We start from the raw sequence: 18,645 nt of genomic DNA on the forward strand, positions 1-18,645 counted from the left end.
GATTTCCCGCCACGCGGCAAACGCGGGACGATAGCATTCGGGAGGGCAAACGCAAGACTCAATCCTACTCGTTGGGAGGGGAAACGGGCGGGTAGGACCGGCGGAAAACCCGTACCGGCGGGATTCCGCCCCGTGACAGTAGGGAAAATACGGGCTAGGGTAGCGACCGCTTCCACCGCCACCACATCGCGAGGCGCCGTTGAACCGGCCTACGATCATCGCCCTGATCGGGCTTGCCGTCGCCGTCATCGCCATCGTGCTGGCCTTGCGCGGCCAGCGTGACGACACGAGGGAGATGGAGGCGCAGATTCCGCCCCCGCCCGCCTCCGCGTCGTCCGCCATCCCCGTCGAGTCGGGCGAGCCGTCCTTCGACGTGGTGCGTATCGATGCCGGCGGCGACGCGGTCATCGCCGGCCGCGCCAAGCCCGGCGCCCGCATCACCATCATCGACGGCGGCAAGGAACTGGGTCAGGTCACCGCCGACCAGCGCGGCGAGTGGGTCTTCCTGCCCTCGGGTCCGCTGGCCCCCGGCTCGCGGGAACTCCGGCTGCGGGCGGTCAACCCCGACGGCAGCCAGACCGAATCCGGCGAGACCGTGGTCCTGGTGGTGCCTCCGCGCGGCCAGGGCACCGCCCTGGCCATCAAGTCGGGCCGCGACGGCAGCAGCCGCATTTTGCAGGGGCCGGCCAACGGCGCTCCGGGCGCCCTTACGCTCGACATCGTCGACCACGACGACAAGGGCCGCATGACGGTCAGCGGCCGCGCACCGGCCGGAGCCAAGGTCAACGTCTACATGGACAACCGCCTGCTGGGCCGCGCCACCGCCGACGCCGACGGCAACTGGCGGGTATCCTCGACCCTGCCGCCGGGCAAGGGCAGCCACGTGCTGCGCGCCGATCAGGTGGACGACAAGGGCAAGGTGCTGGCCCGCGTCGAGTTCCCGTGGACCAGGGGCGACGAGGTCGCGCCCGCGGGCGGCTCGACCGTGACGGTGCTGCAGGGCAATTCGCTGTGGCGCATCGCCCGGCGGCTCTATGGCCAGGGCACCGCCTACACGGTGATCTTCGAGGCCAACCGCGACAGCATCCGGAACCCCGACCTCATCTATCCCGGCCAGGTGTTCAGCGTTCCCGTAAAGTAGGCCTCAGCCCCAAGCGTTCCGCCATGCCCGGACTTGATCCGGGCATCCACGTCGTGCCGCCACCACCCATTGCTTCGGACGATGTCCCCTCGGCAGCGCGTGGATCACCGGGACAAGCCCGGTGATGACGGCTGAGAGGAATAACGCTTCAACGCCCCCGGGGCTTCGCCTTGCGCCATTCCGGCCGCACGGCGCTTTCGCCGGGACGGGCGGGGGCCAGCGGCGGCCGCACGTACATGGCCATCAGTTCCATGTAGGGAATGGCCGGGGCCAGGAACCGGATCACCGCCGAAACCAGCCGGACCGCCGAGACCGGCGCGTCGATGGCCACCTCGCCCCCCAGCAGGATGCGTCCCTGGTTGATGCGGAAGCTTCCCTGGCCCAGCACGGCGTTGCCGGCATCGACGATGCGCGCCAGGCCGGAGCGGGCGGCGGGCGATTCCGCCGAGAACGGCATGGGGCCCAGATCCCCCACCAGCTTGAGCTGGACCGAGGCAGCGCCCTCCTCCAGGCGGGCGGCGAAGCGGACGAAGCGGAAGCCGAAATCGAAGGCCACCGGACCGTCACCCAGGGAAAGGGGAGGAGCCTCCGCCCCCTCGAGCACCGCGTCGATATCCAGCGGCAAGGTCATGCCGCCCAAAGAAAACGCATTCGACTTGGACATGCAGACGCCGCCCGATCCCCGACGAAATTCATGGTAGGAACTTGGGTTCCTCCACACTAGTATCATGCCGCCGACCGGGATGAAAATCCAAAAGGCCGGCCACGGCAGGGACACCGCCCCGACCTATGGAGGGGGCGGTCATTCGGAGGTGACGCGTGCAGGCTCAGCAGATTTCCTTGACCAAGTATCTCTGGTTCCCCATCAACCGCGAGGGATGGCCCTTCGTCGGCCTGTTCGCGCTGGGAGCCCTGCTGCTGGGCCAGATCTGGGGACCGCTGGGCTGGGTGGGCGCGCTGCTGACCTGCTGGTGCGCCTGGTTCTTCCGCGACCCCGACCGCGTCACCCCCACCCGCGACGGCCTGGTGATCAGCCCGGCCGACGGCGTGGTGCAGATGGTGGGCATGGTCGCCCCGCCGCCCGAACTGGAGATGGGGACCGAGCCGCGCATGCGCATCTCGGTGTTCATGAGCGTGTTCTCGGTCCACATCAACCGCTGCCCGGTGGACGGCACCATCGTCAAGTGCTCGTACCGTCCCGGCAAGTTCCTGGACGCCTCGCTGGACAAGGCCAGCGCCGACAACGAGCGCATGAGCGTCCGCATGAGCCGCGCCGACGGCCGCGAGATCGCCTTCGTGCAGATCGCCGGCCTGGTGGCGCGCCGCATCAAGTGCGACCTGAAGGAAGGCCAGCAGGTCCGCGCCGGACAGCGCTTCGGCCTGATCCGCTTCGGCTCGCGCGTCGATGTCTATCTGCCCGACGGCGTGGCGCCGCTGGTCAGCCTGGGGCAATCCATCATCGCCGGCGAGACCGTGCTGGCCGACCTGGACTCGACGGAAGGTGCCCGTCAGGGGGAAGTCCGCTGATGTTCCGCCCCAAGCGCCCGCCCCGCATCCGAGGGTTGTCGATCAACAAGCTGATCCCCAACATCCTGACGCTGCTGGCGCTGTGCGCCGGGCTGACCGCCATTCGCTTCGCCGTCCACGGCATGTGGAAGGAGGCGGTGATGTCCACCGTGCTGGCCGCCATCCTGGACGGCCTCGACGGCCGCGTGGCCCGCCTGCTGCAGGGCACCTCCAAGTTCGGCGCCGAGCTGGATTCGCTGTCCGACTTCGTCAGCTTCGGCGTGGCGCCGGCCATGGTGCTGTATTTCTGGACCATGCAGGGGGCCGGGGCCTATGGCTGGGCCCTGGTGCTGCTGTTCTCGGTGTGCTGCGCCCTGCGTCTGGCCCGCTTCAACACCATGATCGGCGAGCCCGACCTGCCGCCCTACGCCTACAACTTCTTCACCGGCGTCCCCGCCCCGGCGGCGGCCGGGCTGGTGCTGATGCCGCTGGTGTTCACCATCCAGTTCGGCGGCGGCTTCTTCGACCAGCCGGCCGTGGTGGCGGTGTTCCTGATGGGCGTGTCGTTCCTGATGGTCAGCAAGATCCCGACCTTCTCGTTCAAGAAGGTGCGGGTGCCCCACAAATGGGTGCTGCCCATCCTGCTGGTCATCGGCCTGGCCGCCGCCTTCCTGGTCACCGAGCCGTGGCTGACCCTGTCCGTGCTGGGCACGCTTTATCTCGGCATGATTCCGCTCAGCCTGCGCTCGTTCGCCCGCCTCAAGGCCCAGGCGGAGACCGCGCCACCCGACGAACCGGCGCCCCCTCCGGCGTAACACTGTGGCTTTTGCGCAACAGGGAGCGAGGATCGTGCTGCGGCGCGGCGACCCCTCCTTGCCGCTCACAGCCCCGGGCTGTACATATGGGGGCAGATTCACAACGCCTCGCACCCCTACGGGAAGGTAAAAACCATGCGCAGCCTCAAGTCCCTCCTCGCCGCCGCGATCGTCGCCGGCACCTTGGCCCCGGTGGCCGCCCAGGCCCAGTGGTATGTCGGCCTCGATGCCGGCGCCCAGTTCCTGCAGGATTCCAAGAACAGCGGCGTCGCCGGCCTCAAGTCCGAGTCCGAGGTGGGCTGGCTGACCCAGGGCCTGGTGGGCTACGGCTTCGGCCAGTGGCGCGTGGAAGGCGAGCTGTCCTACCGCGACAGCGGTATCGACAAGGTCGGCGGCGCGTCGGGCAGCGGCAGCACCACCGCGCTGGCTCCCATGATCAACGGCGTCTACGAATTCCTGCCCCAGTCCAAGTGGCATCCCTTCGTCGGCCTGGGTATCGGCGCCGCCTACCTGGACAACGGCAAGGTCAAGAAGAACGGTGCCGATGCCTATAACGGCAGCGACTGGCAGTTCGCCTATCAGGGCTTCGCCGGCGTCGGCTACGACCTCACCGACAATATCGGCTTGAAGGCCCAGTACCGCTACTTCGCCACCCTGGACTACGAGACCAAGGCCACCGCCGGCACCAAGCTGGACTCCGAGTACCGCGACCACGGCGTGCTGCTGGGCTTCGTCTACAAGTTCAACGCGCCCAAGGCCGCTCCCGCCCCGGCTCCGGCCCCGGTCGCCGCCCCGGCTCCGGCCCCGGCGCCCAAGCCCATGGCCCAGGTGCAGAAGAACTACATCGTGTTCTTCGACTTCGACAAGGCCGCCATCACCCCCGAGGCCGCCCGCGTCCTGCAGCAGGCCGCCAGCGCCGCCAAGACCGCCGGTGCCGCCCGCATCGACCTGTCCGCTCACACCGACCTGTCGGGCAGCGCCAAGTACAACCAGGCCCTGTCCGAGAAGCGCGGTGCCGCCGTCAAGGCTCAGCTGGAGCAGCTGGGCATCCCGGCCAGCCAGATCATCGTGGTCGCCAAGGGCAAGTCCTCGCCCATGGTCCCCACCCCCGATGGCGTGCGCGAGCCGCAGAACCGCCGCGTGGAGATCGTCCTGCCCTAATCGGCGGCGTCGAGACAATCCGGGAAGGGCTCGGCCGCAAGGTCGGGCCCTTTTCGATTCCCATCCCCGCCTTTGGCGGCTATTAAGATTCCAGATGCCAGTCGAGGATTCCTGCCCATGATCGCCCGTTCGCTCGTCATCGCCGCCGCCCTGCTCACGTCCACCGGCGCGGCCCTCGCCGCCGACAACACCAAGCGCCTGGGCAAGTTCGGCGAGTGGGAGGCCTTCTCCTACACCGAGGGCAAGGCCGCCACCTGCTATCTGGCCGCCACCGCCGGCAAGGTCACCGGCGGCGAGAAGGGCAAGCCCACCACCACCTACCTGATCGTCACCCATCGCCCCGCCGCCAAGAGCAGCGACGAGGTCAGCATTAACGGCGTCTACGGCTTCAAGAAGGATTCCAACGTCGAACTGCAGGTGGGCGCCATGAAGCACTCGCTGTTCACCAAGGGCGACCGCGCCTGGGCCACCGACGCCAAGGCCGACGCGGCCATCGTCGCCTCGCTGCGCAAGGGCAAGGAAGCCATCCTGCACGCCAGCCCGGCCAAGGGCGCCGAAGTCGCCGCCGCCTTCCCGCTGTCGGGCTTCTCCGACGCGCTGTCCGCCGCCGACAAGGCCTGCGGCATCAAGCGGTAGGCCGCCGCCACGGAAAGAATGCCGGCACCCTGGCCCGATAAGCGGCATAGGCCTCGCCGTAGCGGGCCAGCAGGCGGTGTTCCTCGCAATAGGTGCCGATCAGCAGATAGAGGCTTCCCCAGACCGCCGTGGCGAGGCCCAGGGGCGACAGCGCCGCGCCCCACAGGATCAGGAAGGCTCCGGCATAAAGGGGATGGCGGACCCAGGCGTGGGGGCCATCCCGGCGCAGGGCCTCGTCCTCGGGCTGGTCGGGATGGCGCAATTGGCTCAATCCCCCCAGTCTTCCCAGGTCGTAATAGCGGGCGGAAAACAGCATCACCGCCCAGCCGGCCAGATGCACCGCCCCCAGTCCCAGCCTTGCCCAGACGGGTAGATCGAAGGCGGGCTCGGATCCCAGCGCCAAGGCCCCAACGCCTCCCACCGCCAGGAAGGCGGCGACGGCGATGCCATTGTATACAATCCGCGACCATCGCCCGGCGAGGCGACGTCCGGCCAGCCCGCTGTGGGACAGGCCGAAGGCGATCCAGGCCAGCAGATAGGCGAGATGGCCGCTCATGCCGGCTCGTCCTCCTCCTCGATGCCCCCCCGGCGCACCACCGCCAGCAGCCGGGCCGCCCCCAGCCGGTCGCCGGAATCCAGTTCCACCACCTTGGAGAGATGGGCCTCGGCCTCCTCGATCCGCCCCAGGCGGGCCAGGACGTAGCCGGTGGCGATCAGGGTCTGCATCAGCAGCTTGGGCAAGGGCGCCAGGGTGACGGCGGTGCCGACGAAGGCGGCGTCGCCGGGCCTGACCCGCCGCCAATCCTCCCCCAGCCCCAGCGCCGCCAGGGCGAAGGCGACGCAGGAGCGGGCGTGGGGCAGGGCCTCGTCCAGGCGATGGCGGTAGAAATAGAACTTGTAGGCGCCGATGCGGGCCGCCAGGGCGTCGGGGGCAAGCGCCAGCGCCTCCAGCACCTTGGCTTCGGCGGCGGCTTGGTCGTGCCAGAGAAGGCCGGCCTGCTTCAGCGCCGCCTGAGCGGAATCGGGCAGGTCGAGAGGAAGACCGTCGGTATCGTCGAGCATGGAACCCTCGGGCGAGTGACGGTGGCGGTCCCCTATAATGCCTCGATATCCCCTTGGGCTTCCAGTGCCGCCGCTTCGGCCGCGAACTGGGCGAACCTCCCCTCGGCGATGGCCGAGCGCAAGCCGGCCATCAGGCTCTGATAGGCCTGGATGTTGTGCCAGGTCAGCAGCATGGGACCCAGGATCTCTTCCGAGCGGATCAGGTGGTGGAGATAGGCCCGGCTGTGGTCGCGGCAGGCCGGACAGGGACAGCCCTCCTCCAGCGGCCGGGGATCATCCTGGTGGCGGGCATTCCTGAGGTTGACCGTGCCGCGCCGGGTGAAGGCCTGGGCGGTGCGGCCCGAACGCGTCGGCATGACGCAGTCGAACATGTCGATGCCGCGCCCCACCGCGCCGATGATGTCCGAAGGCTTGCCCACTCCCATCAGGTAGCGGGGCTTGTCGGCGGGCAGCAGGGGCGTGGTGACGTCCAGGGTGGCGAACATGGCCTCCTGGCCTTCGCCCACCGCCAGCCCGCCCACGGCATAGCCCTCGAAGCCGATCTCCAGCAGGGCCTTGGCGGATTCGGCTCGCAAATCGGGGTAGATGCCGCCCTGGACGATGCCGAACAGGCCGTAGCCCTGCCGCGCCACGAAGGCCTCCTTGGACCGGCGCGCCCAACGCATGGACAGACGCATGCTCTCTTCCGCCTGTTCATGGGTGGCGGGAAAGGGCGTGCATTCGTCGAAGGCCATGGTGATGTCGGCATCCAGCAGGCGCTGAATCTCCATGGAGCTTTCCGGAGTGAGGCGATGCTTCGACCCGTCGTGGTGGGACTGGAAGGTGACGCCGTCCGCATCCATCTTGCGCAGCTTGGCCAGGCTCATCACCTGGAAGCCGCCGGAATCGGTCAGAATCGGCCCCGGCCAGTTCATGAACTTGTGCAGGCCGCCCAGGCGCGCCACCCGCTCGGCCCCGGGCCGCAGCATCAGGTGATAGGTGTTGCCCAGCACGATCTGGGCGCCGGTCGCCGCCACGGATTCGGGCAGCATGGCCTTCACCGTGCCCGCCGTGCCCACCGGCATGAAGGCCGGGGTGTCGATGGGACCATGGGCGGTATAGACGCGGCCCCGCCGGGCGGCGCCATCGGTGGCCAGGAGTTCGAAGGAGAATTCGGTCATGGGGCGCTCTCAACTTTTATCGTCATGGCCGGACTTGTTCCGGCCATCCACGTCTTGCCGGCGACGCGATGCCAGACGGACACACGTGGATACGCGGGTCAAGCCCGCGCATGACGGAGCAAACGATCACGTATTTCTCTCCAGCAGGCAGCAATCGCCGTAGGAGTAGAAGCGGTAGCCGGCCGCCTTGGCATGCTCGTAGGCCGCCTTCATGCGGGGGAGGCCGCAAAGGGCCGAGACCAGCATGAACAGGGTGGAGCGCGGCAGGTGGAAATTGGTGAGCAGCACGTCCACCAGCCGGAAGGCGTGGCCGGGCGTGATGAAGATGTCGGTGGCCCCGTCGAAGGGCCGAAGCGTGCCCAGGGGATCGGCGGCGCTTTCCAGCAGGCGGGCCGACGTGGTGCCCACCGCCACCACCCGCCCGCCCGCCGCCTTGGCCGCGTTGATGGCGGCGGCGGCCTCTTGCGTCACCACGCCGATCTCCTGATGCATGCGGTGGTCGTCGGTGTCGTCCACCTTGACCGGCAGGAAGGTCCCCGCCCCCACATGCAGGGTGACGGTGACGCGGCGGATGCCGCGCGCGTCCAGCGCCGCCAGCAATTCCGGCGTGAAATGCAGGCCGGCGGTGGGGGCGGCCACCGCTCCCCTCTCGCGGGCGAAGACGGTCTGGTAGTCGTCCCGGTCGCGCTCGTCGGCCTCGCCCTGGCGGATATAGGGGGGCAGCGGCAGGCGGCCATGGGCTTCCAGCGCCGCCATCAGATCCTCGCCCGAGCGGTCGAAGTCCAGGGTCACCTCGCCCGCCTCGCCCTTCTCAGTGACGGTCGCGAAGAATCCTTCGGCGAAATCCACCCGGTCGCCGGGCCGCAGCTTCTTGGCCGGGCGGGCGAAGGCCTTCCATTGGGCCAGGCCGGTGCGCTGGTGCAGCGTCACCTCGACCCCAGCCAGCCCACGCTTGCCGAACAGGCGGGCGGGAATCACCCTGGTGTCGTTGAACACCAGGACGTCACCGGGCGAAAGCAGCGACGGCAGGTCGCGGATGCCGAGATCGGCCAGCCCGCCCGAGGCGGGCACGTGCAGCAGGCGCGCCGAATCCCTGGGGCTGGCGGGGCGCTCGGCGATCATCTCGCGCGGCAGGTCGAAGTCGAAATCGTCCACTTTCATGAAGGCGGGTTTAGGCTTTGCCCATACCACCGTCAAGCTCTCGCAGGCGAGCGTGGCGCATGCCATATTGGAAACAGGAAGAAGAGGAGACTTCATGGAGTTGTTCGCCCCGTTCGAATCCCACGCCTCGGGCATGCTGGCCGCAGGGGACGGCCACAGCCTTTACTGGGAGGTGTCGGGCAATCCCGACGGCCCGGTGGTGGTCTTCGTCCATGGCGGACCGGGGGCGGGAACCGCCCCCACCTATCGCCGCTTCTTCGACCCCTCGTTCTGGCGCATCGTGCTGTTCGACCAGCGGGGCAGCGGCCGGTCGCGCCCCGTCGCCTCGGTGGAGGCCAATACCACGCCCCATCTGGTGGCCGACATGGAAGCGCTGCGCCACCACCTGGGCGTCGATCGCTGGCTGCTGTTCGGCGGCTCGTGGGGCAGCACCCTGGCGCTGGCCTATGGCGAGACCTACCCAGAGCGCTGCACCGGCTTCGTCATGCGCGGGATCTTCCTGTGCCGGCCGTCGGAAATCGAGTGGTTCATGACCGGCATGGGCCATTTCTTCCCCGAGGCGCGGCGCCAGTTCATCTCCTTCCTGCCGGAGGCCGAGCGCGACCACCCGCTGTCCTCCTATCTCAGGCGGCTCAATCATCCCGACCCCCTGGTCCACATGCCCGCCGCGCGGCAGTGGTGTGCGTATGAGGAGGCCTGCGCCCGCCTGCTGCCCCGCGACGAGAACGGAACGGGCGACGGCCCCTCCACCCTGGCGCTGGCCCGCCTGGAGGCCCATTACATGGCCCATGGCGGCTTCCTGCGCCCCAACCAGCTGCTGGATGATCTCCACCGCATCCGCCACCTGCCGGCCATCATCATCCAGGGCCGCTACGACATGGTCTGTCCGCCCAACTCGGCCGACGACCTGGCCCGGGCCTGGGGTGGAACGTGCGAATTGCGCCTGATCCCCGATTCCGGCCATTCGGCCATGGAGCCCGGCACCCGCGCCGGCCTGGTCGACGCCGTCGAGCGCATGAAGATGAAGGTCAGACGGTAACTTGCGGGGTCTTGCGTCCCGGCCTATAAGAGTCGCGGACAAATCCCAGTCGCGGAGCGCCCCATGATCCTCGTCACCGGCGGAGCCGGCTTCATCGGTTCCAACATCCTGGCGGCCCTCGAGGAGCGGGGCGCGGGCAAGCTGGTGGTATGCGACCGCCTGCGCTCGGGCACCAAGTGGCACAACATCGCCAAGCGCGAACTGGCCGACATCGTCCACCCCGAGCAGATCTTCGACTTCCTGGAAGCCAACGCCAAGCACATGGAGATGGTGATCCACATGGGCGCCATCTCGGCCACCACCGAGACCGACGCCGACAAGATCCTCGCCAACAACTTCTCGCTGTCCCTGGCGCTGTGGAAGTGGTGCGCCCAGCACAACGTGCGCTTCATCTACGCCTCCTCGGCCGCCACCTACGGCGACGGCACCCAAGGATTCGACGACGACGGCTCCATGGAGCATCTGGCCCGCCTGCGGCCCCTGAACGCCTACGGCTGGTCCAAGCACCTGTTCGACCGCCGGGTGGCGCGCAAGGTGTGGGCCGGCTCGCGCAAGCCGCCGCAATGGGCGGGCCTCAAGTTCTTCAACGTCTACGGCCCCAACGAGTACCACAAGGGCGGCCAGCAGAGCGTGGTGGCCCAGGTCTATCCCCATGCCGAGAAGGACGCCGCCTACCAGCTGTTCAAGTCCCACAATCCCAAGTACCCGGACGGTGGCCAGTTGCGCGACTTCATCTGGGTGGGCGACGTGGTGGACGTGATCATGTGGCTGATCGAGAACCCCAAGGTCAGCGGCCTGTTCAACGTGGGCACCGGAAAAGCGCGCTCGTTCCTCGACCTCGCCACCGCCGTCTACCGCGCCGTGGGCCGCGAGCCGCAGATCAAGTTCCGCGATACCCCCATCGAGATCAGGGACAAGTACCAGTACTTCACCCAGGCCAGGATGGAGCGCCTGCACCGCGCCGGCTATACCAAGCCCTTCACCTCGCTGGAGGACGGCGTCGAGATGTACGTGAAGCGCTTCCTCGCCTCCGGGGATGCCTACCGCTGATGACCTTCGCCCTGGCCTATCCCCATATCGACCCCATCGCGCTCCAGCTCGGCCCCTTCGCCATCCGCTGGTACGCCCTGGCCTACATCGCCGGACTGATGCTGGGCTGGCGCTACGTCAAGTTCCTGGTGGCGCGCCCGCCCCATGCCATGACCGAGGTGGAGGTGGACGACTTCCTGGTCTGGGCCACCATGGGCGTGGTGCTGGGCGGACGGCTGGGCTACGTGCTGTTCTACAAGCCGCTCCACTACCTGCAGAACCCGCTGGAGATTCCCATGGTCTGGCAGGGCGGCATGTCGTTCCACGGCGGCGCGCTGGGCGTGATCATCGGCATCATCGCCTTTTCCAAGTTCCGCAAGCGCAACCTGTTCCAGGTGGGCGACGTCATCTGCTGCGCCGTGCCCATCGGCCTGTTCTTCGGGCGCATCGCCAATTTCGTCAACGGCGAGCTGTTCGGCCGCGTCGCTCCCGATGCCGCCTGGGCCATGGTCTTTCCCGGCGGCGGTCCGCTGCCGCGCCACCCCAGCCAGCTCTACGAGGCCGGGCTGGAGGGCGCGCTGCTGTTCCTGGTGATGTTCGCCCTGTGGAAGCTGACCGACATCCGTCACCGGGCCGGCGCCCTGTCGGGCGTGTTCCTGGCCGGCTACGGGCTGGGCCGCATCACCGCCGAGTTCTTCCGCCAGCCCGACGCCCATCTGGGCTTCCTGTGGGGGGGCGCCACCATGGGCCAGCTGCTGTCCATTCCCCAGGTGCTGGTCGGCCTGGCCATGCTGGCCTGGGCCTGGCGGCGCGGGCCGAAGGCCGCCTGATGAGCCTTACCCGGCTCATCACCGACCGCATCCGCCAGTCCGGGCCGATTCCGGTATCCGAATTCATGGCCGAAGCCTTGGGCCATCCCGAGCACGGCTATTACATGGGCCGCGACCCGTTCGGCATGGCGGGCGACTTCATCACCGCGCCGGAAGTCAGCCAGATGTTCGGCGAGCTGATCGGCCTGTGGTGCGCCCTGGTCTGGCAGAGCATGGGGGCGCCCGATCGGGTGGTGCTGGCCGAGATGGGGCCGGGGCGCGGCACCCTGATGGCCGATCTGCTGCGCGCGGCGTCCGCCCTGCCGCCCTTCGCGCGCGCGCTGGAGGTCCATCTGGTGGAGACCAGCCCGGCACTGGCCAACCGCCAGCGCCAGACCCTGGCCGGACGGAACGTCACCTGGCACTCACGCTTCGAGGATCTGCCCGACGGGCCGCTGCTCATGGTGGCCAACGAACTGTTCGACGCCCTGCCCATCCGCCAGCTGGAAAAGGCCGAGGGCCGATGGCACGAGCGGATGGTGGGACTGGACGAATCCGGGGCCTTCACCTTCATCCTCGGCCCCATCGTGCCGGAGCCGCCGCTGGCCCCCGCCGTGCTGGCCGCCCCCGACGGTTCCCTGGCCGAAATCTGCCCCATGGGCCGCGACCTGGCCCGCGCCATCGCCCGGCGGCTGGCCCATCAGGGCGGCGCCGCCCTGATCATCGATTACGGCTACGCGACCAGCGCCGCCGGCGACTCGCTCCAGGCGCTGAAGGCGCACAAGCATCACCCGATCCTGTCCCAGCCGGGCCATGCCGACATCACCGCCCACGTGGATTTCCAGGCCCTGGCCGAGGCCGCCTCCGGCCTTGCCAAGGTCCATGGTCCGGTGTCCCAGGGCCGCTTCCTGGCCGGCCTGGGCATCGAGGAACGGACCCGCATGCTGATGGCCAACGCCACCCTGGAGCAGGCCGCCGAACTGGCGCGCGGCGCACGGCGCTTGATCGATCCCGGTGAAATGGGCACCCTGTTCAAGGTCCTGGCGCTCGCCGCGCCCCTTCTGCCCGTCCCTCCCGGCCTGGAACCCGCCTGAATGATCACCTTGTCGGCCCTGAACGAGTTCGTCCGCATCCGCCACGGCTTCTTCACCCGCGAAGGCGGCGTGTCCGAAGGCCTTTACGCCTCCCTCAATTGCGGCCCGGGATCCAGCGACAAGCCCGAAGCGGTGCGGGAGAACCGCCGCCGCGCCATGGCGCTGCTGGACCTGCCGGAGGAGGCGCTGGTCACCCTCTACCAGACCCATTCCAGCGACGTGGTGACGGTCAGGGAGGCGTGGGAGCCGGGCAAGGCCCCCAAGGCCGACGCCATGGTCACCGACCGGCCCGGCATCGCGCTCGGCATCCTCACCGCCGATTGCGCGCCGGTGCTGTTCGCCGACGGCAAGTCGGGGATCATCGGCGCCGCCCATGCCGGCTGGAAGGGCGCGCTCGGCAACGTGCTGGAGAACACCGTCGCCGCCATGACGGAGTTGGGCGCCAGAAAGCCCAAGATCGTCGCCGCCATCGGGCCGTGCATCGGCCACCGCAATTACGAGGTCGGGCCGGAATTTCCCGCCCCCTTCCTGGCCGAGGCGAGCGAGAACGCCGATTTCTTCGCGCCCTCGCCGGTCAGGCCCGGCCATCACCTGTTCGACCTGCCGGGCTACATCTCGCGCAAGCTGTCCCGCCTCGGCGTCCACGAGGTGACCCGCGTGCCCGCCGACACCCTGCGCGACGAGGCCCGCTTCTTCAGCTATCGCCGCGCCACGCTGCGGGGCGAGGCCGATTACGGCCGCCAGCTCTCGGTGATCATGCTGGACCGATGAGGCTTCTTTCCGTCCTGCTTTTCCTGCTCGTCGCCGCCTGCGGCGATCTGCCCCAGCCCTTCCGCCATGACGGCGTCAACGCGGCGGTGGCTCCGCCGGGCCCCCGCGGCGTGGTGGTGCGCCCGCCAGGCGATGATCCCAGCGCCCACGCCCTGGCCCGGGCCATCGTCAAGCGCCTGATGGACCTGGAGATTCCCGCCTCCATGCGCAGTGCCGCCAGCGGCAGCTGGGTGCTGGCCGCCGGGACCGAGACCTCGGTCGCCACCAAGACCTTGCGCTGGCGCCTGATCGCCCCCGATGGCGAGGCCCCGGCCGAGTTCGCCCAGACCCTGCCCGCCGCCGTCTGGGACAAGGCCGGCCCCGCCAGCATCGACCGTCTGGCCGACGAGGTGGTGGCGCGCTACGCGGGCGCCCTGCACGGCGAATCGGCCGAGAATGCCGCCACTCCGCCACGCGTGCCATTGGTCCGCGTCGAACCGCTGGGCGGGCTGCCGGGCGACGGGGATACCGCCCTGCCCAAGGCGCTGGGCATCGCCCTGCAACGCCTGGGCATGAAACTGGCCGGGCCCGGGGCCGAACTGGTGGTGAGCGGCCGCGTCGCCGTGGTGCCGGGCCGCCCCGGCGAGGAGATCCTGGACGTCACCTGGGTGGTGAGCGACGCCCGCACCGGCGAGGAACTGGGCAAGGCCGCCCAGCAGGGCGCCCTGCCCAAGGGCCGGCTGTCCGGACCCTGGGGCGCGCTGGCGGGCGATATCGCCGCCGGCGGGGCGGAGGGTATCGCCGATATCATAGCCGCCATACCACAGAAATGAGGGGCCGGTCATAGGCACCAGTTTACAGGACGGGTATCCGGCTGTTATACGGGTGCCGGTTTCACGGAGCGCAGCGGCGCGCTAACCCGGCGGTATCCATCATGAAAATCCTCGCCTGCAACAGCAACCGGCCTCTCGCGGAAGCGATCGCCGAGTATCTCACCATGTCCATCACCAAGGCGGTGATCCGCCGGTTCTCGGACAACGAGGTGTTCGTCGAAATTCACGAGAACGTGCGTGGCGAGGACGTCTTCGTCATCCAGTCCACCTCCTATCCCGCCAACGACAACCTGATGGAGCTGCTGGTCACCCTGGACGCCCTGCGCCGCGGATCGGCCCGGCGCATCACGGCGGTGATCCCCTATTTCGGCTATGCCCGCCAGGACCGCAAGTCGTCGCCCCGCTCGCCCATCTCGGCCAAGCTGGTGGCCAACCTGATCACCACCGCCGGAGCCGACCGCGTGGTGACGCTGGACCTCCACTCCGGCCAGATCCAGGGCTTCTTCGACATTCCGCTGGACAACCTCTACGCCGCCCCGGTGTTCACCAACGACATCCGCGCCCGCTACCAGGGCGACGACGTCATGGTGGTGTCGCCCGACGTGGGCGGCGTGGTGCGCGCCCGCGCCATCGCCAGCCGCATCGACGCCGACCTCGCCATCATCGACAAGCGGCGCGAGCGCGCCGGCGTGTCCGAGGTGATGAACATCATCGGCGACGTGCGCGGCCGCCGCTGCATCATGGTGGACGACATCGTCGATTCCGCCGGCACGCTGTGCAACGCCGCCGAGGCGCTGATGAAGGCCGGAGCCGTGTCGGTGGCCGCCTTCGTCACCCATGGCGTGCTGTCGGGCGGCGCGGTGGCCCGCGTCACCGGCTCGCCGCTGGAAGAGCTGGTGATCACCGATTCCATCCCCGCCACCGAGGCGGTGAAGATGGCCCGCAACATCCGCCAGGTCACCATCGCCCCCCTGATGGCCGAGTCCATCTCGCGCATCAGCGAGGAGCGCTCGGTGTCCAGCCTGTTCGACTAACTTTCCTCGTCATGCCCGGACTTGATCCGAGGGTGTCCGGTTCAATTCGGCCCGCACTGGTCTCTTGCCTTGCCCAGGCTTGGTTTGAGATGGCTCCACCGGAATGGGGATACGGAAAAGCCTCTTCAACCACCAAGACACCAAGGACACCAAGAGGACAGAGCTGACCGCCCCGCCCAACCTCACCGTCATGGCCGGGCATCGTCCCGGCCATCCACGCGGATCCGCTGGAATGCCTCATGAAACAATAGTCCCTGCGGATGGGCGTGGATGCCCGGAACAAGTCCGGGCACGACGCACCTGAAATATCCTCTTGGTGTCCTTGGTGTCTTGGTGGTGAAAAAAACCGTCCGCCAGCACCCAGGAAATTGGAGCGGACAGCAGTGGCCTTGATCCGGGCATCCATGCCTTTCCGTCACACAAGACGCCGACCTTGCGGCCTCTGCGTGGATACGCGGATCAAGTCCGGGCATGACGGCGGAGATGCTTACTCCCCGAACAGCGCCTTGCCCAACAGGCGGAATTCGTCCTTCCTGGGGCTGGACTTGCGCCAGGCCAGACCCAGCAGGCGGGCACCGCCGCCGGAGAGCGGCCGGGTGACCAGATCGGTCCCCGCCAGGATACCCGCCTCCACCGCCAGCCGGGGCAGCAGGGTCACCCCCATTCCGGTCGCCACCATCTGCACCAGGGTGCCCAGCGAGGTGCCGAGCATGCCCTCGCCCCGCCTGGGCGCCGGCAGGGAGCAGGCGGCCAGGGCATGGTCGCGCAGGCAATGTCCCTCCTCGAGCAGCAGCAGGTCGGCGTTCGCCAGATCGGCGCCGCCGACGCTGTCCCGTGCCGCCAGGGGATGGCCGGGCGGACAGGCCAGCACGAAGGGATCGGTGAACAGCGCCTCCATCTCCATCTCGGGCGCGTCGTAGGGCAGGGCGAGCACCGCCACGTCCAGGTCGCCGCCGGCCAGACGCTCCAGCAACCGCGCCGTCAGATCCTCGCGCAGCGCCAGCTTCAGCTCGGGATACTGGCGGCGCAGCCCGGGCAGGACGCGGGGCAGCAGGAACGGCGCGATGGTGGGAATCACCCCCAGGCGCAGGCGGCCGCACAGGGGCCTGCCGTGGGCACGGGCCAGATCGGCGATATCCTCGGCGCCACGCAGCAAATCACGCGCCCGTGCCGCCACCTCCTCGCCCAGGGGTGTCATCAGCACCTTGCGCTTGGTGCGCTCCACCAGGGTGACGCCCAGCAGGCTTTCCAGCTCCTGCAGGCCGGCCGAGAGCGTGCTCTGGGTGGCGAGGCAGGATTCGGCCGCCCGCCCGAAATGACGGTGATCGTCCAGGGCGACCAGATACCGCAACTGCCTGAGGGTGGGCAGATAGACCGGCATCAGCCGTGATCCCGCTGGTGCAGCACCGGCATCAGTTCGAAATAGGGGCGGATGATGGGAGAATCCGAGGCCTCGAACGTCTCGAACGGCCCGTCGAACGATACCCTGCCCTCGTGCAGCATCACCACCCGGGGCCGCAGCCGGTACAGAAGGTCCTTGTCGTGAGTCACGACGATGGTGGTGCGCGCCCGCCCGTCGCTTTCGTCCACATGGGTCGAGGCCAGCAGATCCTGAATCTGCGAGGCGGTGACCGGGTCCAGGCCGGTGGTGGGCTCGTCGAAGAACATGCAGCGGGGCTCCATGGCCAAGGCGCGTGCGATGGCGATGCGCTTGGCCATGCCGCCCGACAGGGATTCCACCCTTCCCTCCAGGAAGTCGGGGCTGCCGGGCAGGCCCACCGCCGCCAGCACGCGGCGCGCCACCCGCTCGATGTCGCCCCGGCCCATATGGCCGACCTCTTCCAGCCACAGGCCGATATTGTCCAGCACCGTGCCCGAGAACAGGGCGTTGCGCTGGAACACCACGCCCCAGTGAACGTGGATGTCGGCCATGCGGTCGGCATCCAGGGCGGCGAGGTCGAGCAGGGCGCCGTCGGTTCGCTCGGGATCGGCCACCATCACGCGGCCGCCATCGGGCTGCATCAGGCCGAGGATGTGGTTGAGCAGCACGCTCTTGCCGCAGCCCGACCCTCCCACCACCGCCACGAAGGCGCCGGACTGGATGTCGAGATCGACGCCGCGCAGCACCTGATGGCCGTCGAACGCCTTGGTCAGGCCCTCGATGCGGATTTCCACCGGCTCGGTCGTCGGATCGCTCATGGAGACAGGATAGACCGCCTGCCCCCAAAAGCAAACGGCCACCCCGGTTGGGGTGGCCGCTCGTTTCGAGTCCCACTTTCTCGTCATGCCCGGACTTGATCCGGGCATCCATGGATCGCCGGGTCAAGCCCGGCGATGACGAAAGTGAAAGACCTACTTCTTCAGGTAGTCGCGGATCAGCACCTCGGCGATCTGCACGGCATTCAAGGCCGCGCCCTTCCTGAGGTTGTCGGCGACGCACCAGAAGGACAGACCGTTCTTGACGGTGGGGTCCTTGCGGATGCGGCTGACATAGACCGGGTCCTCGCCGGCGGTCTCGAGCGGCGTGATGTAGCCGCCGGGCTCGCGGGTGTCGAGCACCACCACGCCCTCGGCCTTGGCGAGCGCCTTGGTGGCCTCCTCGACGCTGACCGGACGCTCGAACTCCACGTTGATGGATTCCGAATGGCTGACGAACACCGGCACGCGCACGCAGGTGGCGTTGACGGCGATGTCGGGATCGAGGATCTTGTGGGTTTCCACCACCATCTTCCACTCTTCCTTGGTCGAGCCGTCCTCCATGAAGACGTCGATCTGGGGAATCAGGTTGAAGGCGATCTGCTTGGCGAACTTCTGCGGCTTGACCGCGTCGTGGACCAGCACGCCCTTGGTCTGGTCGTAAAGCTCGTCCATGCCTTCCTTGCCGGCGCCCGACACCGACTGGTAGGTGGAGACCACCACGCGCTTGATCTTGCCCAGCTTGTGCAGCGGCTTCAGCGCCACCACCATCTGGATGGTCGAGCAGTTGGGGTTGGCGATGATGCCGCGCTTCTTGTACTGGGCGATGGCTTCCGGGTTGACCTCGGGCACCACCAGCGGCACGTCGGGCTCCATGCGGAAATGGGACGTGTTGTCGATCACCACGGCCCCGGCCGCGGCGGCGCGGGGGGAATGGATGGCCGAGACCTTGGCGCCCGGCGACGACAGGGCGATGTCGATGCCCTTGAAGTCGAAGGTGGCCAGGTCCTTGCACTTCAGAATCTTGTCGTCGCCGAACGAGACCTCGCGGCCGACCGAGCGCTCGGACGCCAGGGCCACTACCTCGTCCGCCGGGAACTTGCGATCCGCCAGGATTTGAAGCATCGCCCGGCCCACATTGCCGGTAGCGCCGATCACAGCAACCTTGTAACCCATCTTGTCCTCTCCGTTTTCCGAAGCCCTTGGTTCCCTGGCGCTT

At 68.4% G+C, this 18,645-nt stretch carries 20 protein-coding genes; 12 read left to right on the plus strand and 8 right to left on the minus strand.

Annotated features, from left to right (window positions below; genetic code table 11):
• Nucleotides 1–199 precede the first annotated feature (199 nt).
• A complete protein-coding gene (locus ACV4UZ_RS00565; RefSeq protein ID WP_491599014.1) occupies nucleotides 200–1,141 on the plus strand; it encodes a LysM peptidoglycan-binding domain-containing protein in 942 nt (313 codons plus the stop codon).
• A gap of 148 nt (nucleotides 1,142–1,289) precedes the next feature.
• On the opposite strand, the gene ACV4UZ_RS00570 is transcribed toward ACV4UZ_RS00565, so the two are convergent.
• On the minus strand, nucleotides 1,290–1,805 hold the full coding sequence (locus tag ACV4UZ_RS00570) for a hypothetical protein (RefSeq protein ID WP_491599015.1): 516 nt from the start codon (nucleotides 1,803–1,805) through the stop codon (nucleotides 1,290–1,292).
• A 155-nt stretch (nucleotides 1,806–1,960) separates the two neighbouring features.
• Here ACV4UZ_RS00570 and ACV4UZ_RS00575 point away from each other — a divergent pair, with 155 nt between their 5' ends.
• The 4 genes from ACV4UZ_RS00575 to ACV4UZ_RS00590 all read left to right on the plus strand — a co-directional run bounded on the left by ACV4UZ_RS00575 (nucleotide 1,961) and on the right by ACV4UZ_RS00590 (nucleotide 5,259).
• The gene (locus ACV4UZ_RS00575; RefSeq protein ID WP_491599016.1) at nucleotides 1,961–2,668 is read left to right on the plus strand and encodes a phosphatidylserine decarboxylase; all 708 of its coding nucleotides are present in this window, start codon (nucleotides 1,961–1,963) and stop codon (nucleotides 2,666–2,668) included.
• A complete protein-coding gene (pssA, locus tag ACV4UZ_RS00580; RefSeq protein WP_491599017.1) occupies nucleotides 2,668–3,462 on the plus strand; it encodes a CDP-diacylglycerol--serine O-phosphatidyltransferase in 795 nt (264 codons plus the stop codon). Before ACV4UZ_RS00575 ends, pssA begins: the two co-directional genes overlap by 1 nt.
• Nucleotides 3,463–3,597: 135 nt before the next feature.
• Nucleotides 3,598–4,623 carry an OmpA family protein gene (locus ACV4UZ_RS00585; RefSeq protein ID WP_491599018.1) on the plus strand — a complete coding sequence of 342 codons (1,026 nt, stop codon included), beginning with the start codon at nucleotides 3,598–3,600 and terminating at the stop codon, nucleotides 4,621–4,623.
• A 117-nt stretch (nucleotides 4,624–4,740) separates the two neighbouring features.
• Nucleotides 4,741–5,259: an invasion associated locus B family protein gene (locus ACV4UZ_RS00590; protein ID WP_491599019.1), complete on the plus strand. Its 519-nt coding sequence runs from the start codon at nucleotides 4,741–4,743 to the stop codon at nucleotides 5,257–5,259.
• Here ACV4UZ_RS00590 and ACV4UZ_RS00595 read toward each other — a convergent pair.
• The 4 genes from ACV4UZ_RS00595 to queA all read right to left on the minus strand — a co-directional run bounded on the left by ACV4UZ_RS00595 (nucleotide 5,249) and on the right by queA (nucleotide 8,642).
• A complete protein-coding gene (locus ACV4UZ_RS00595; RefSeq protein WP_491599020.1) occupies nucleotides 5,249–5,815 on the minus strand; it encodes a methyltransferase family protein in 567 nt (188 codons plus the stop codon). The two genes, ACV4UZ_RS00590 and ACV4UZ_RS00595, sit on opposite strands and share 11 nt — an antisense overlap.
• The gene (locus tag ACV4UZ_RS00600) at nucleotides 5,812–6,321 is read right to left on the minus strand and encodes a hypothetical protein (protein ID WP_491599021.1); all 510 of its coding nucleotides are present in this window, start codon (nucleotides 6,319–6,321) and stop codon (nucleotides 5,812–5,814) included. The genes ACV4UZ_RS00595 and ACV4UZ_RS00600 overlap by 4 nt, the downstream gene beginning before the upstream one ends.
• A gap of 32 nt (nucleotides 6,322–6,353) precedes the next feature.
• Entirely contained in the window at nucleotides 6,354–7,481 is a 1,128-nt protein-coding gene (gene tgt / locus ACV4UZ_RS00605; protein ID WP_491599022.1) for a tRNA guanosine(34) transglycosylase Tgt, read from the minus strand.
• A gap of 126 nt (nucleotides 7,482–7,607) precedes the next feature.
• Entirely contained in the window at nucleotides 7,608–8,642 is a 1,035-nt protein-coding gene (queA, locus tag ACV4UZ_RS00610) for a tRNA preQ1(34) S-adenosylmethionine ribosyltransferase-isomerase QueA (RefSeq protein WP_491599023.1), read from the minus strand.
• A 94-nt stretch (nucleotides 8,643–8,736) separates the two neighbouring features.
• On the opposite strand from queA, the gene pip reads away from it, so the two are divergent.
• From pip to ACV4UZ_RS00645, 7 genes are all read left to right on the plus strand, one after another.
• Nucleotides 8,737–9,681 (plus strand): prolyl aminopeptidase, encoded by a 945-nt coding sequence (gene pip, locus ACV4UZ_RS00615; RefSeq protein WP_491599024.1) that lies wholly within the window; start codon nucleotides 8,737–8,739, stop codon nucleotides 9,679–9,681.
• 63 nt (nucleotides 9,682–9,744) lie between these two features.
• Complete coding sequence (rfaD, locus tag ACV4UZ_RS00620; RefSeq protein ID WP_491599025.1) at nucleotides 9,745–10,731, plus strand: ADP-glyceromanno-heptose 6-epimerase; 987 nt, start codon at nucleotides 9,745–9,747, stop codon at nucleotides 10,729–10,731.
• Nucleotides 10,731–11,540, plus strand: coding sequence for a prolipoprotein diacylglyceryl transferase (gene lgt / locus ACV4UZ_RS00625; RefSeq protein ID WP_491599026.1), 810 nt, complete (start codon nucleotides 10,731–10,733; stop codon nucleotides 11,538–11,540). Before rfaD ends, lgt begins: the two co-directional genes overlap by 1 nt.
• On the plus strand, nucleotides 11,540–12,613 hold the full coding sequence (locus ACV4UZ_RS00630) for a class I SAM-dependent methyltransferase (RefSeq protein ID WP_491599027.1): 1,074 nt from the start codon (nucleotides 11,540–11,542) through the stop codon (nucleotides 12,611–12,613). Before lgt ends, ACV4UZ_RS00630 begins: the two co-directional genes overlap by 1 nt.
• Nucleotides 12,614–13,384, plus strand: a complete 771-nt coding sequence (gene pgeF, locus ACV4UZ_RS00635) for a peptidoglycan editing factor PgeF (protein ID WP_491599028.1) — start codon at nucleotides 12,614–12,616, stop codon at nucleotides 13,382–13,384. It abuts the gene before it with no gap.
• Nucleotides 13,381–14,196, plus strand: a complete 816-nt coding sequence (locus ACV4UZ_RS00640) for a hypothetical protein (RefSeq protein WP_491599029.1) — start codon at nucleotides 13,381–13,383, stop codon at nucleotides 14,194–14,196. Before pgeF ends, ACV4UZ_RS00640 begins: the two co-directional genes overlap by 4 nt.
• 101 nt (nucleotides 14,197–14,297) lie before the next feature.
• Complete coding sequence (locus ACV4UZ_RS00645; RefSeq protein WP_491599030.1) at nucleotides 14,298–15,230, plus strand: ribose-phosphate pyrophosphokinase; 933 nt, start codon at nucleotides 14,298–14,300, stop codon at nucleotides 15,228–15,230.
• A gap of 487 nt (nucleotides 15,231–15,717) precedes the next feature.
• Here ACV4UZ_RS00645 and ACV4UZ_RS00650 read toward each other — a convergent pair whose 3' ends face one another.
• The 3 genes from ACV4UZ_RS00650 to ACV4UZ_RS00660 form a co-directional block, all read right to left on the minus strand.
• The gene (locus ACV4UZ_RS00650; protein WP_491599031.1) at nucleotides 15,718–16,611 is read right to left on the minus strand and encodes a hydrogen peroxide-inducible genes activator; all 894 of its coding nucleotides are present in this window, start codon (nucleotides 16,609–16,611) and stop codon (nucleotides 15,718–15,720) included.
• On the minus strand, nucleotides 16,611–17,429 hold the full coding sequence (locus ACV4UZ_RS00655) for an ABC transporter ATP-binding protein (protein ID WP_491599032.1): 819 nt from the start codon (nucleotides 17,427–17,429) through the stop codon (nucleotides 16,611–16,613). The genes ACV4UZ_RS00650 and ACV4UZ_RS00655 overlap by 1 nt, the downstream gene beginning before the upstream one ends.
• Before the next feature lie 153 nt (nucleotides 17,430–17,582).
• A complete protein-coding gene (locus ACV4UZ_RS00660; RefSeq protein WP_491599033.1) occupies nucleotides 17,583–18,602 on the minus strand; it encodes an aspartate-semialdehyde dehydrogenase in 1,020 nt (339 codons plus the stop codon).
• Between the last annotated feature and the right edge of the window lie 43 nt (nucleotides 18,603–18,645).

This window comes from Paramagnetospirillum sp. (assembly GCF_058402745.1).

Coding starts and splice junctions, on each gene's coding strand:
- ACV4UZ_RS00570 (WP_491599015.1), bottom strand. CDS start 1,805: ATGTCCAAGTCGAATGCGTTTTCTTTGGGCGGCATGACCTTGCCGCTG.
- pssA (WP_491599017.1), top strand. CDS start 2,668: ATGTTCCGCCCCAAGCGCCCGCCCCGCATCCGAGGGTTGTCGATCAAC.
- ACV4UZ_RS00585 (WP_491599018.1), top strand. CDS start 3,598: ATGCGCAGCCTCAAGTCCCTCCTCGCCGCCGCGATCGTCGCCGGCACC.
- ACV4UZ_RS00590 (WP_491599019.1), top strand. CDS start 4,741: ATGATCGCCCGTTCGCTCGTCATCGCCGCCGCCCTGCTCACGTCCACC.
- ACV4UZ_RS00595 (WP_491599020.1), bottom strand. CDS start 5,815: ATGAGCGGCCATCTCGCCTATCTGCTGGCCTGGATCGCCTTCGGCCTG.
- ACV4UZ_RS00600 (WP_491599021.1), bottom strand. CDS start 6,321: ATGCTCGACGATACCGACGGTCTTCCTCTCGACCTGCCCGATTCCGCT.
- tgt (WP_491599022.1), bottom strand. CDS start 7,481: ATGACCGAATTCTCCTTCGAACTCCTGGCCACCGATGGCGCCGCCCGG.
- queA (WP_491599023.1), bottom strand. CDS start 8,642: ATGAAAGTGGACGATTTCGACTTCGACCTGCCGCGCGAGATGATCGCC.
- pip (WP_491599024.1), top strand. CDS start 8,737: ATGGAGTTGTTCGCCCCGTTCGAATCCCACGCCTCGGGCATGCTGGCC.
- rfaD (WP_491599025.1), top strand. CDS start 9,745: ATGATCCTCGTCACCGGCGGAGCCGGCTTCATCGGTTCCAACATCCTG.
- lgt (WP_491599026.1), top strand. CDS start 10,731: ATGACCTTCGCCCTGGCCTATCCCCATATCGACCCCATCGCGCTCCAG.
- ACV4UZ_RS00630 (WP_491599027.1), top strand. CDS start 11,540: ATGAGCCTTACCCGGCTCATCACCGACCGCATCCGCCAGTCCGGGCCG.
- pgeF (WP_491599028.1), top strand. CDS start 12,614: ATGATCACCTTGTCGGCCCTGAACGAGTTCGTCCGCATCCGCCACGGC.
- ACV4UZ_RS00640 (WP_491599029.1), top strand. CDS start 13,381: ATGAGGCTTCTTTCCGTCCTGCTTTTCCTGCTCGTCGCCGCCTGCGGC.
- ACV4UZ_RS00645 (WP_491599030.1), top strand. CDS start 14,298: ATGAAAATCCTCGCCTGCAACAGCAACCGGCCTCTCGCGGAAGCGATC.
- ACV4UZ_RS00650 (WP_491599031.1), bottom strand. CDS start 16,611: ATGCCGGTCTATCTGCCCACCCTCAGGCAGTTGCGGTATCTGGTCGCC.
- ACV4UZ_RS00655 (WP_491599032.1), bottom strand. CDS start 17,429: ATGAGCGATCCGACGACCGAGCCGGTGGAAATCCGCATCGAGGGCCTG.
- ACV4UZ_RS00660 (WP_491599033.1), bottom strand. CDS start 18,602: ATGGGTTACAAGGTTGCTGTGATCGGCGCTACCGGCAATGTGGGCCGG.